Below are 11,940 nucleotides of genomic sequence, written 5' to 3'. Positions count from 1 at the left end.
CGGCTCGGCGCCTGCAACGGCGAGGTCCGGACGCAGGCCGATCGTCACCTCGGTCTCCTCGCGCGCGCCCATGCGCAGGTAGCTCACCGGCACCGGCTCGCCCGTGGGCAGGTCCGCAACGGCCAGCGACAGCTCGCGCGGCTCCTCGAAGCCCTGGCCCGCCAGTTCGAGGATCACGTCGCCCGCCTCGAGCCCGGCTTGGGCCGCTGGGCTGCCCTCGGTCACGTCGGCCACGAGCACGCCCTGCGCTTCCTCGAGGCCCAGCGCCTCCGCAAGCTCGTCGTCGATCGACTGCACCTGCACGCCGAGCCAGCCGCGCTCGACCGTGCCGTCGTCCTGAAGGTCCGCGACGATGGCCTGCGCCACGCGGGAGGGCACGGCGAAGCCGATGCCCACGTTGCCGCCCGTGGGCGAGAAGATCGCCGTGTTCACGCCCACCACGTCGCCCGAGGCGTCGAAGAGCGGGCCGCCCGAGTTGCCGCGGTTGATCGCGGCGTCGGTCTGGATGAAGTCGTCGTAGGGCCCCGACCGGATGTCGCGCGACCGGGCCGAGACGATGCCCGCCGTCACCGTGCCGCCGAGGCCGAAGGGATTGCCGATCGCCACGACCCAGTCGCCGATCCGGAGGTCTTCCGACGCGCCCCATTCGACGCTCGGCAACTCGCCGCCCCCGTCGACCCGGAGAAGCGCGATGTCCGTCGCGGGGTCGGTGCCGACAAGCTCGGCCTCGAGCCGCCGCTCGTCGTTCAGCACCACCTCGATCCGCTCGGCGCCCGCGATGACGTGGTTGTTCGTCACCACGAGGCCGTCGCTTGAGACGATGAAGCCCGAGCCCTGGCTGCGCAGCGGTCCGGGCGGCCGCGCCTGCGGTCCCTGCCCGGGCATTCCGAAGAATTCCTCGAGGCCCGGCGGAAGCTGCGGCATGGGGCCCGGCTGCCTCTCGGGCGCGGGGCCGGTGGACAGGATACCGACGACGGCGGGAAGCCGCGCCTCGACCATCTCGGAAAAGCCCGCGGGGGCCGGAAAGGCGCCGTCCTGCGCGGGCGCGGGGCCCGCGAGGACCAGCGCGGCGGCGGCAAGGCCCGCCAGCGCGGACCGCGACGCGGCGGAGGTCGGGCGGATCGGGAATGTGGCCGTGTGCATGGATGCTCCTCTCGGTGGTCTGCGATGTGCCTCCTGACGCAACGTCAGGCGCCGCGCGCGGTTCCGGGCCAGGGCCCGTCCTTCCGGGGAACCGAAGCCCCGGCGGAACATTGGTCGGCTGACCCGGCAAGACCGGATCCGGACCGAAAGGAGAACCGACATGGCCAGGGAAAAGCCCCGCTGGCAGCCCGAGATCGACGAGGGGCCGCACGGCACCCACCCGAAGAACCGCGACCAGCTCGTGACCGAGAACCGCCAGCGCGCCGAAGCCAGCGGACACGACCGGCGCCACGAGTCCGGTGCGGGCGACGCGCGCTCCGCCACCGGCACCCGGGACGCCGACCGCCCCGCGACGCCCGGCGGCAGCGACGCCGCCCCCGCCGGACGGCCCGAGCCCGCGCCCGGCCCCGCCTCCGCCGCGGGCCCCGGAGGCGTGCAGCCGGTGCCGAGCTACCTCGTCCCCGGCGAGGCCGAGGGCGACGTGCGCGCGGGCCCCGGCGACGCGGGCGCCGCCGACACGCCCGAACGTTCGACCGTGCCCGCGGGCCGGTCGCGCGCGTCGGGGGCGTCGACGATGCTCTGGGTCGGCCTCGCCGTCGCGGTCGTCCTCGTGATCCTGCTCGCCTGGGTCTTCTGACGGCTCAGTCCCGCCAGCCGAGCGCCCGGTCCAGATCCTCGGGGCTCGGCTGGTTCGACAGGATCAGCGCGACGGGCCGCAGGCCCGCCACCGCGTTGCACAGGATCATGATGGCGAGCGTCATCGGCGTGCCGAGAAACGCGCCCGCCACGCCCCAGACCCAGCTCCAGAACACCACCGCGACGAGGATGACCAGCGGCGACAGCGCCACCTGGTTGCCCTGCATCCGCGGGTCCACCCAGTTGCCGATCACCTGCTCGATCAGCGTCAGCCCCGCCCCGATCAGCAGCGCGGTGCCGAGGTCGAGCGTGAGGAAGGCGTAGACCGTCGGGAACACGCCCGAGATCACCGCGCCGATGTTGGGGATGAAGTTCATCAGGAAGGTCAGGATCGCCCAGACGAGGATCAGCTCGAGCCCGAAGGGCAGCAGCCACAGGCTGTAGGCCGTGGCCGAGATCACTCCCACCGCCGCGCGCGTCACGATGAACCGGCGGAGCGCGGCGCCGAGCGTGTCCGCCGCCCGCCGCCACCCGCCCGCGCCCCTCGGCGGCAGGGCGTCGAACTTCGCCTCCCAGGTCTCGGCCTCGCTGAGCGCGAGGAGGACGAGGAAGAGCACCAGGAAGAGGCCGACGAAGACGACGCCCATCGCGCTCGCCACCGCCTGGGCCAGCGAGGTGGCGGTGCCGATCACGCGCGACAGGAACATCTCGCCCCGCCCCTCCAGCATGTCGCGGAGCGTCCCGGAGAGCCCCGTGGCGTCCTCGCCGGGCAGAAGCCCGCCGAGGCCCTGGGGCAGGTTCGGCAGCTCCGTCGCGATGCGCCCGACGCAATAGGCGAGCCCGCCGATGAAGGCGCCGAGGATCAGGAGGAGGACCAGCATCACCGCCGCCCGCCCGAGCCAGCCGAGCCCCCTCGGCATCCGCCCCGCGATCAGGCGGTCGAGCGGCAGCGTCGCGAGCGTCACGAAGATGGCGAGGATGAGCGGGATCACCACCGCCGCCATCCCGCGCAGCGCCCATCCGGCGAGGAGGATGGCGACGACGGCCAGAAGGCCCAGCGCGATCCGCGCCTGCCTGCCGCCCCCGACGATCGGCTGCCGCTCCATGCCCTAGCCCTGCGCCGCGCGCAGCGCGCCGCCGCCCCGCGCGCCCGCCAGCCGGTCGAGGAAGTTCTTCGTCCACCACGCGACATCCTCGCGCCGCACGCCGTCCAGAAGCTCGGCGTGCCGCGCCCGGCGCTCCTCCAGCGGCATGGTCACGGCGCTGCGGATCGCGCGCGCCATCTCGCCGATGTCGTAGGGGTTCACCCGCAGCGCGGCCTGCATCTGCTCGGCCGCGCCCGCGAAATGCGACAGGACGAGGACGCCGGGATCCCTGGGGTCCTGCGCCGCCACGAATTCCTTGGCGACGAGGTTCATCCCGTCGGCCAGCGGCGTGACCAGGCAGGCATCCGCCCGCCGCATCAGCCCCGCGATGCGCGGGCGCGGCACCGAGCGGCAGATGTAGCGGATCGGCGTCCAGTCGAGCTCGGCATGGGTGCCGTTGACGCGGCCCGACATGGTCTCGAGTTCCTCGCGGATCTCCTGGTAGGCGAAGAGGGCCGAGCGCGAGGGCGGCGCGATCTGGATGAAGGTCGCCCGCGCCTCGTCCTCCTCGCGCAGGTCGAGATAGGCGCCGAAAGCCTCGAAGCGGTTCACCAGCCCCTTGGAATAGTCGAGCCGGTCGACGCCCAGCACGAGCTTCTGCCCCGGCCCGAGGCCGAGGCCGTCGTCCCAGGAATTCTCCCGCGCGAGGCTCTCGAACTCGTCCGCGTCGATGCCGATGGGGAAGGAGCCTACGGCGAACTGCGCCCCCCGCCGCCGCATCCGCCCGTTCAGCAGCATCTCCGTCTCGGGGTCCGCGCGGAACAGCTCCAATAGCGCGGAGACGTCCCGCTCGGTCTGGAGACCCACGAGGTCGTGCGCCGCGATCCAGTCGTGGAATTCCTCCCGCTCTGGCAGGGCGGGCAGGTCGGCGGCCTGCGGAAACGGCGTGTGCAGGAAGAAGCCGATGCGGTTCTCCACGCCGAGCTCGCGCAATTCGCAGGCGAGCGGCAGGAAGTGGTAGTCGTGGATCCACACCATGTCGTCGGGCCGGAGCTCGTCGGCCAGGAGGCGCGCGACGCGGGCATTGACCGCGCGGTAGGCCTCCGCATGGGCGGCGTCCACGTCGATGAGGTCGGTGCGCCGGTGGAACAGCGGCCAGAGCACGCCGTTCGCGTAGCCGAGATAGAAGCCCTCGCGCTCGGCTTGCGTGATGTCGAAGGTCATCCGCCGGTAGGGCCCCTCGCCCGCCTCGACCATCTCGGTCAGGGCCTGCGTCGGCACCTCCACCGGATCGGGGGCGGAGCCGACCCAGAGGCCGCCCTGCGCCTTCAGGCATTCGTGCAGCGCCACGACGAGGCCGCCCGCGGGCTCCGCCTCCGTGGGGATGCGGTTCGAGACGGCGACGAGGCGTGCGCTCATGCCAGCCCCATCGCCCTTTCGAGCCATCCCGCCAGCAGGCCCCGCACCTCCGCCGGACCCTCGACGCGGTATTCCGCGACGCTCGGCCCCGGCCCGACCCTCACCGAGAGGCCGCCGCGACGGCGCACGAGGTCGAGGGCGGGTTCGTCCGCCTCGTCGGCGCCGAACATCACGGGAAAGCGCCCGGCGAGCGCCCGGTGCCTCAGCGCGAGATCGACCGCGCGGGCCAGCCCCGCCCCGGCGGGACCGAGCGCGATCGCGTCCTCGGTCTCGCGCATCTCGAGGCCCGGAACGGCCGACGCCACCGACCGGCAGAGCCGCCGCAAGTCGTCGAGCATCTCGGGACAGCGCCGGAAACTCACCGTCGCGCCCGCCGCCGTCCGCTCCACCGCGAGGCCGGGCCGCGCGGCGGCGAGGCGCTCGAGATCGTCCTGAAGCTCCAGCAGGATCGCCGAGCCCGCAAGCGGATGGACGAAGGCCTCCCCCCCGAAGAGGTGCCGCTCGGCCCCGTGGCTCGCGATGACGCCGCAGGGCACCGGCAGGAGCCGCGTCAGCGCCGCGCGCGAGCGGCCCGTCAGCACCACCGTTCCCCCGTTCGAGGCGCGGTCGAGAAAGGTCAGGAGGGTGTCGAGCCGGGCGGGCACGCGCACCTCGCCCGGCCGCGCGGCGCGCTCCACCAGCGCGCCGTCGAAGCCGAGAAACAGGGCCGCGTCCCGTGGATCGACCCGGAGGAGGCCCTCCGGCGGTCTCGGCCCCGCACCCGTCATGCCGCCGAGCCGGTCCGGACCATGTCGCGCACGTCCTGCAACGCGCTCGCCGCCTCCAGCAGTCCGTCGGGCTGGCCGCAATCGTAGCGGATGCCCTCGAAGCGGAAGGCCCCGACGCCCAGCCGCTGCACGTCGCGCTGGATCGCATCGGTAAGCTGGATCTCGCCGCCCGCGCCGCGGCCCGTGGTCATCAGCGTCTCGAAGATCGTCGGGTGCAGGATGTAGCGCCCGACGACGGCGAGGTTGGAGGGCGCGTCGGACGGGCTCGGCTTCTCCACGAGGCCGCGCACCGCGATCTGCCGCCCCGGCGCGGGCATGTCGCTGTCGAGGATGCCGTAGGAGGCGGTGTCCTCGGGGCGGACCTTCATCGCCGCGACCATGTGCTGGCAGAGCGCCGGATCGTAGGCGCGCGCCATCTGCGCCAGCACCGGCACCGTCGCGAAGATCAGGTCGTCGGGCAGGATCACCGCGACCGGCTGCTCCACCTCCTCGCCGTCGCGCGCGGCGGCGCGGCCCGAGAGCACCGCGTGCCCGAGGCCGAGCGGCGCGGCCTGCTCGACGAAGCGCGCGTCGATGCCGGGGTGGCAGGTGCGCACGTAGTGCTCGATGGCGGGCTTGTCGGCCGAGGTCACGAAGACGAAGCGCTCGATCCCGGCGTCGCGCGCCTCGTCGATGGCGAACTGGAGAAGCGGCGTCGTGTAGACGGGCAGCAGTTCCTTCGGGACGCAGAGGGTGACGGGCCTCAGCCGCGTTCCGCGGCCTGCGACGGGGAAGATGGCGGTCTTGATCATGGGTGTGCGATGCTCCGGGACCGTTCCGACATGGAACTGGCCGGGAAACGCCGTGCCGGCCGCTCCGGTTCCCCGCCCGGAGAGGGTTCTTCAACGTCCATGGACCCGAACCGGAGGCTGCCGCGTTGGCGGGCCATGTTCGGCGACATGTCAACGGGCCTTCTTCTCGGGATCGGCGCGGCGGCCGCGCTCGTGATCCTGGCCGCCGGGCTCAGGATGACGGGGCTCGCCGACAAGATCGCCGACCGCACCGCGCTCGGCGAGGCGATGGTGGGCGGCGTGCTTCTGGGCGGTGCGACCTCGATCTCGGGCACCGTCGTCTCGGCGACCTCCGCGCTCGACGGGAACGCCTCGCTCGCCTTCTCGAACGGCATCGGCGGCATCGCGGCGCAGACGGCGTTCCTGGCGCTCGGCGACATGATCTACCGCAAGGCCAACCTCGAGCACGCTGCGGCCGAGCTCGCCAACCTCTTCCAGGCCGCGCTCCTCCTCCTCCTGCTGACGGTGCCCTTCGTCGCCTATGCCGGGCCCGACTTCTCGCTCTGGGCGGTCCACCCGGCGTCCGTCGCGCTCTTCGCGCTCTACGCGGCCGGCGTCTGGGCCACCGCGCGCCTGCGCGAGGATCCCATGTGGGAGCCCGTCGAGACCGAGGAGACGCGCGCCGACGAGCCCGAGGACGACGAGGAGCCCAACCGCTCCGCCCGCGGGCCGATCCTGCTGTTCCTCGGCCTCATGCTCGCGATGGGCGTGGCGGGCTGGACCATCGCGCAGGTGGCGGGCCAGGTGATCGAGCGCTTCGGCCTCTCCTCCTCGGTCGTGGGGGCGCTGATGACGGCGGTGCTGACCTCGCTGCCCGAGCTCGTCACCACGCTCGCCGCCGTCCGGCGCGGCGCGCTCCAGCTCGCGGTGGGCGGCATCATCGGCGGCAACACCTTCGACACGCTCTTCCTCACCGTCTCGGACGTGGGCTACCGCGACGGCTCGCTCTATCACGCCATCGGGCGCGACGACCTCTTCTGGCTGGGGACGGCGGCGGTGATGACGGCGATCCTGCTCCTCGGCCTCATCTTCCGCGAGCGCGCGGGGCCGGGGCGGATCGGGGCGGAAAGCGTGGCGATGCTGGCCGTCTACGCGGGCGCCATCGCGATCCAGGCCTGGCCCGCCTGAGCGACCCGCCGCAACGCGGTCCCCGACCCTCCGGTTCCCCGCGAAATTTGCCCGCCACCGCGCAACCTTTGGCCCCCGCGTTTGTTGCCATGCCGTGAAGGAACAGACCTTCGAACGAACGTGAAAGGAGACGCAACATGACGATGCGCACACTCATGACGACGACCGCACTGGCCATCGGCCTCGCGATGCCCGTCGCCGCGCAGACCGACACGCAGGGCAACCAGACCCAGCAGACCCAGGGCCAGCAGCAGCAGGCGCAGGGCATGCAGATCATGGTCTCGAGCCTGATCGGCCGCACCCTCTACATGCTGGACGGCCAGATGCAGGGCGGCCAGCAGGGCCAGCAGGGCGACAGCGCCATGTCCGGCGATGCCGCCGGTGACGACGGCATGACCGCCGAGGAACAGCAGGAAGTCGCCGAAGGCGGCGTCGAGGGCGAGGCCGAGGAGCTCGAGCAGGGCGCCGAGGATGTCGCCTCCGATGTGGGCCAGGCCGTCGAGAACACCGCCGAGGACGTGGGCCAGGCCGCGTCGGCCGCCTGGAACAACCTCGAGGCCGAGGTCACGGACGCGCCCGAAAACTGGCAGCGCGTGGGCGAGATCGACGACGTGATCGTGACGCAGCAGGGCGAGGTGCGCGCGCTTCTCGTCGATGCGGGCGGCTTCCTCGGCGCGGGCGCGACCGAGCAGCGGATCGACATCCAGAACGTCCGCTTCGTGGCCGACAGCGACGACGAGGGCGAGTACTTCGTGGTCTTCGCGGGCGACCGCTCGACCTTCGAGGGCACGCAGACCTACGACCAGGCGCAGGCCGAGCAGGCCGGCGAGATGCGCGCCACCGAGAACCCGCAGTTCCAGGAAGAGGTCTACGCCCAGGGCCGCGGCCTGCCGCGCGACGAGATGGAGAGCGCCAGCTGGGAAGGCATGACGACCGAGGACCTTCTCGGCACCCGCGTCTACGGCCAGAACGACGAGTGGGTCGGCGACCTCTCCGAGCTGCGCATCTCGCAGGACGGCAACATCGAGGGCGTCATCATCGACGTGGGCGGTTTCCTCGGCATCGGCGAGAAGCCGGTCCTGATGCCGCTCGACCAGGTCGAGCTGCGCCGAGACGAAGGCGCCTTCGGCAACAACTTCCGCGCCTACGTCAACGCGACGGAGGAAGAGCTGGACGCGATGGAGGAATGGGTCGAGCCGGTCCAGTAACCCTCACCCCCGAACCGCCCCGGAAAGGGCGCGCTCCGGCGCGCCCTTTTCGCGTTTCCGGCGGCCGCAACCCTCGCGGCACTGTCCGGTTCCGCGCAGTTTTTCGCCCCCCGCCTGCAACCCCCCTCCCACCGCCCGCGTTGGCGCCCCGCAACGTCGCGGCGGCCACGCGCGCCTCGCGGCTCCACACCGGACCGAAGCGGGAGGCCCCATGGGCGGCGAAGCGAAATTCGACCTTCACCTGATCGATTACGCGATCGTTCTCGTCTACTTCATCGGCGTCGTCGCGCACGGGATCTATGTCTCGCGCAAGAACGACGAGGGCGCGGACAACTACTTCCTCGCGGGCCGCAGCCTGCCCTGGTATCTCATCGGCTTCTCGCTCTTCGCCTCGAACATGTCGGGGTCGAGCTTCGTGGGCCTGATGGGCGGCGCCTACTCGAACGGCGTGGTCATCTTCAACTACGAGTGGACGGCGGCCCTCGTCCTCATCCTCTTCGCCATCTTCATCCTGCCCTCCTACCTCAAGGCGAAGATCGCGACCGTCCCCCAGTTCCTCGAGGAGCGCTACGACGTCCGCTCGCGCCGGGCCTTCTCGCTCTTCACGATCCTCGCGATCCTCTTCATCGACACGGCCGGCGCGCTCTACGCGGGCGGGCTCGTGATCTCGAACGTGACGGGCTACCTGAACCTCTGGACGGCGGTGGCGGTCCTCGCGCTGGTGGCGGGCCTCTACACCATCCTCGGCGGCCTCTCGGCGGTGGTCGTCACCGACACGGTGCAGGCGATCCTCCTCATCGTCGGCGCGGGCGTCCTCTTCTGGATCGGGCTCGACGAGATCGGCGGCTGGCAGGAGCTCTTCGTCGACGTGCCCGACGAGATGCAGCACCTGATCCTGCCCCGCGACGACGAGCTGGTGCCCTGGACGGGCCTCTGGGGCGTCGTGCTGCTGGGCTTCTACTACTGGACGATCAACCAGTTCGTCGTGCAGCGCGCGCTCGGCGCCAAGGACCTGCGCGAGGGGCAGATCGGCGCGCTCTTCGCGGGGTTCCTGAAGCTGCCGAACATCTTCCTCATGGTCCTGCCCGGCATCATCGCCTTCAAGCTCTATCCCGACCTCGAGACGCCCGACCTCGCCTTCCCGACGCTCGCCTTCGAGCTCATGCCGATCGGCGTCCGGGGCCTCATCATGGCCGCGCTCATCGCCGCGATCATGTCCTCGCTCGACAGCGCCATGAACTCGGCCTCCACCCTCGTCGTGAAGGACTTCGTCGAGCCGATCTGGAACGTCGGCGAGGAGCGGCAGGTCTGGCTCGGCCGCGTCGTCACCGGCGTCGTCATGGTCTTCGGCGCGGTCTACGCCCCCTCGGTGGCGAGCTTCGAGAGCCTCTTCAGCTACTTCCAGTCCTCGCTCAGCTACATCGTGCCCACCATCGTCGTGGTCTACATCCTCGGCCTCTTCATCCCGTGGCTCAACGGCAACGGCGCGTTCTGGACCATCATCCTCGGCCTCGTCCTCGGCATCCCGCTCTTCGTGCTGAAGGAGGTGACGGGCCTCTGGACCTCCTGGGGCCTGCCCGAGATCCACTACACGATCATGTCCTCGCTGATGATGCTGCTCGGCATCGTCACGCATCTGGGCATCTCCGCGGTCACCAGCCGCAACGAGAAGGAGAACCTCTCGGACATCGTCTGGTCCGGCCGCGAGACGAAGGACATCTTCGTGCAGTGGGAAACGCCGCTCTGGCGCGACCGCACGCTCTGGGCGGGGATCCTGATCGTCGCGACGGCGGGCTTCGTCGCCTGGTGGTGGTAGGCGGCGGCATGGAGGGGCTGGCCGAGCTTCCCGACCGGCTGGGCGCGGCGCTCGGGCGCCTGCCCGGCTTCGTCGAGCCGGCCTTCATCCTGCTCCTCGCCATCGGCCTCGCCGTCCTGCTCCACGCGCTCGCCTTCCGCGCCCTGCGGCGCTTCGTCGACACCGGCAGCGGGCTCGCCGCCTCGCTCCTCAGGCGCGCGCGGCGGCCGGTGCGGCTGGCCTTCGTGCTGGCCGCCCTCGCCGTCACGGTGCCGCGCCTCGACCTCGCCTATGGCTGGCAGAGCGGCCTCGGGCACCTCTTCCTCATCCTCCTCATCGTGCTGGTCGGCTGGACGCTCATCGTCCTGTCGAACCACTTCGCCGACCGCGCCATGCGCCGCTACCGCATCGACACCGAGGACAACCTCCGCGCCCGCAAGTTCGTCACGCAGGCCCGCGTGCTCCGGCGCACCGTCAACATCGTCGTCGGCATCCTCACCGTCGGCGCGGTCCTCCTGACCTTCGAGAGCGTGCAGCGCTACGGCGTCAGCCTCTTCGCCTCGGCGGGCGCGGCGGGCCTGATCCTCGGCCTCGCCGCGCGGCCGGTGCTGGCGAACCTGATCGCCGGCATCCAGATCGCGCTGACCCAGCCCATCCGCATCGACGACGTGGTGATCGTCGAGGGCGAGTGGGGCTGGATCGAGGAGATCTTCGCCACCTACGTCGTCGTCCGCCTCTGGGACTGGAGGCGGATGGTGGTGCCGCTCAGCCATTTCATCGAGCAGCCCTTCCAGAACTGGACCCGCGAGAGCGCCTCGATCATCGGCGCGGTCTACTGGCACCTCGACTACACCGTGCCGGTTCCCCGCCTGCGCGAGAAGCTCGCCGAGATCGTCGAGGCCTCGCCCCACTGGGACGGCCAGGTGGTGAACCTCCAGGTCACCGACACCGACAAGGACACCGTCACGATCCGCGGCCTGATGAGCGCGCGCACCTCGCCCCAGGCCTGGGATCTGCGCTGCGAGGTCCGCGAGAAGCTGATGACCTGGCTCCAGGAGCACCACCCCGAGGCGCTGCCGCGCCTGCGCGGCGAGGTGCGGATGCTCGACCGCGACACAGGAGAGAAGGAGGCCCCCTGATGTCCGACGACCGCACCCTCGCCCTCTTGGGCTGTGCGCACGTCCATCTCGACGACCATCTCCGCGTGCTGGCGGAGGAGGGCTGGCGCGTGAGCCACGTCCACGACCGCGACGAGGTCCGCCGCCAGGACTTCTGCGCGCGCCTCGGCGCCACGCCGCTCGCGGGGCCGGAGATGCTGGCGGGCACCCCGGCCCGCGGCGTCCTCGTCTGCAGCGAGACCGCGCATCACGAGGCCGACATCGTCGCCGCCCTCTCGGCGGGCCTGCCGGTCCTTGCCGAGAAGCCGCTCGCGGGCAGCGGCCGCGCGGCGCGCCGCTGCGCCGGGATGGCCGAGGCGGCGCGGCTGCCGCTCCACGTCAACCACTTCATGCGCACCAACGAGGGGTTCGCGCGCATCCGGTCCTGGATCGCATCGGGAGCGGCGGGCGAGATCGTCCACGCCCGGATGCGCTTCTCCCATGACGGCGGCCATGCCGACTGGCTCGACCTCGCGAGCTGGATGACGGACCCGGACCTCGCCTGCTACGGCGGCTTCGCCGACGAGGCGGTCCACGCCCTCGACATGCTGCAATGGCTGGCGGGGCCCGTGGCCGAGGGCGCGGCGCGGACCGGCAACGCGCTTGGCCACCGGGTCGACGACCACGGCGCGGCGGTCCTGACCTTCGCCAGCGGCGCGACCGGCGTGGCCGAGGCCGGATGGACCGACACCGCCATGCGCCTCGAGCTCGACATCATCGGCTCGGAGGCCGCGATCCGCCTCGCGGAGGGCCAGGCCCGCCTCCTGCCGCG

At 71.8% G+C, this 11,940-nt stretch carries 11 protein-coding genes; 6 read left to right on the top strand and 5 right to left on the bottom strand.

Going from position 1 to position 11,940, the window contains the following annotated elements; all coding sequences use genetic code 11:
• Positions 1–1,143: trypsin-like peptidase domain-containing protein (locus ACTS11_RS06985; protein WP_442639610.1), on the bottom strand; the 1,143-nt coding region annotated here is incomplete at its 3' end.
• Positions 1,144–1,303: 160 nt separating this feature from the next.
• Here ACTS11_RS06985 and ACTS11_RS06980 point away from each other — a divergent pair.
• On the top strand, positions 1,304–1,780 hold the full coding sequence (locus ACTS11_RS06980) for a hypothetical protein (protein WP_442639609.1): 477 nt from the start codon (positions 1,304–1,306) through the stop codon (positions 1,778–1,780).
• Positions 1,781–1,784: 4 nt separating this feature from the next.
• Here the strand turns inward: ACTS11_RS06980 and ACTS11_RS06975 are convergent, their stop codons facing one another.
• From ACTS11_RS06975 to ACTS11_RS06960, 4 genes are read right to left on the bottom strand one after another with little or no spacing between them, the layout of a single operon-like run.
• A complete protein-coding gene (locus ACTS11_RS06975) occupies positions 1,785–2,885 on the bottom strand; it encodes an AI-2E family transporter (RefSeq protein WP_442639608.1) in 1,101 nt (366 codons plus the stop codon).
• Positions 2,886–2,888: 3 nt separating this feature from the next.
• Complete coding sequence (locus ACTS11_RS06970; RefSeq protein ID WP_442639607.1) at positions 2,889–4,283, bottom strand: alpha,alpha-trehalose-phosphate synthase (UDP-forming); 1,395 nt, start codon at positions 4,281–4,283, stop codon at positions 2,889–2,891.
• Positions 4,280–5,050, bottom strand: a complete 771-nt coding sequence (locus ACTS11_RS06965; protein ID WP_442639606.1) for a trehalose-phosphatase — start codon at positions 5,048–5,050, stop codon at positions 4,280–4,282. Before ACTS11_RS06965 ends, ACTS11_RS06970 begins: the two co-directional genes overlap by 4 nt.
• Positions 5,047–5,841 carry a UTP--glucose-1-phosphate uridylyltransferase gene (locus ACTS11_RS06960; RefSeq protein ID WP_442639605.1) on the bottom strand — a complete coding sequence of 265 codons (795 nt, stop codon included), beginning with the start codon at positions 5,839–5,841 and terminating at the stop codon, positions 5,047–5,049. Before ACTS11_RS06960 ends, ACTS11_RS06965 begins: the two co-directional genes overlap by 4 nt.
• Before the next feature lie 135 nt (positions 5,842–5,976).
• Here ACTS11_RS06960 and ACTS11_RS06955 point away from each other — a divergent pair, with 135 nt between their 5' ends.
• The 5 genes from ACTS11_RS06955 to ACTS11_RS06935 all read left to right on the top strand — a co-directional run.
• A complete protein-coding gene (locus ACTS11_RS06955) occupies positions 5,977–7,008 on the top strand; it encodes a sodium:calcium antiporter (protein ID WP_442639604.1) in 1,032 nt (343 codons plus the stop codon).
• Between the two features lie 137 nt (positions 7,009–7,145).
• Positions 7,146–8,216: a PRC-barrel domain-containing protein gene (locus tag ACTS11_RS06950; protein WP_442639603.1), complete on the top strand. Its 1,071-nt coding sequence runs from the start codon at positions 7,146–7,148 to the stop codon at positions 8,214–8,216.
• Positions 8,217–8,427: 211 nt separating this feature from the next.
• Positions 8,428–10,032 (top strand): sodium:solute symporter, encoded by a 1,605-nt coding sequence (locus tag ACTS11_RS06945; protein WP_442639602.1) that lies wholly within the window; start codon positions 8,428–8,430, stop codon positions 10,030–10,032.
• Entirely contained in the window at positions 10,023–11,150 is a 1,128-nt protein-coding gene (locus ACTS11_RS06940; RefSeq protein ID WP_442639601.1) for a mechanosensitive ion channel family protein, read from the top strand. The genes ACTS11_RS06945 and ACTS11_RS06940 overlap by 10 nt, the downstream gene beginning before the upstream one ends.
• A partial coding sequence (locus tag ACTS11_RS06935) for a Gfo/Idh/MocA family protein (protein ID WP_442639600.1) occupies positions 11,150–11,940 on the top strand: 791 nt, incomplete at its 3' end. The genes ACTS11_RS06940 and ACTS11_RS06935, both read left to right, overlap by 1 nt.

Origin of the sequence: Roseicyclus sp. (assembly GCF_052168335.1) — a bacterium.
Taxonomy (GTDB): Bacteria; Pseudomonadota; Alphaproteobacteria; order Rhodobacterales; family Rhodobacteraceae; genus Roseibacterium.
Note: the sequence above shows the minus strand (reverse complement) of the source record. Positions and strands in the feature narration are given on the sequence as shown.

Coding starts and splice junctions, on each gene's coding strand:
- ACTS11_RS06950 (WP_442639603.1), top strand. CDS start 7,146: ATGACGATGCGCACACTCATGACGACGACCGCACTGGCCATCGGCCTC.
- ACTS11_RS06960 (WP_442639605.1), bottom strand. CDS start 5,841: ATGATCAAGACCGCCATCTTCCCCGTCGCAGGCCGCGGAACGCGGCTG.
- ACTS11_RS06975 (WP_442639608.1), bottom strand. CDS start 2,885: ATGGAGCGGCAGCCGATCGTCGGGGGCGGCAGGCAGGCGCGGATCGCG.
- ACTS11_RS06970 (WP_442639607.1), bottom strand. CDS start 4,283: ATGAGCGCACGCCTCGTCGCCGTCTCGAACCGCATCCCCACGGAGGCG.
- ACTS11_RS06965 (WP_442639606.1), bottom strand. CDS start 5,050: ATGACGGGTGCGGGGCCGAGACCGCCGGAGGGCCTCCTCCGGGTCGAT.
- ACTS11_RS06980 (WP_442639609.1), top strand. CDS start 1,304: ATGGCCAGGGAAAAGCCCCGCTGGCAGCCCGAGATCGACGAGGGGCCG.
- ACTS11_RS06945 (WP_442639602.1), top strand. CDS start 8,428: ATGGGCGGCGAAGCGAAATTCGACCTTCACCTGATCGATTACGCGATC.
- ACTS11_RS06955 (WP_442639604.1), top strand. CDS start 5,977: ATGTTCGGCGACATGTCAACGGGCCTTCTTCTCGGGATCGGCGCGGCG.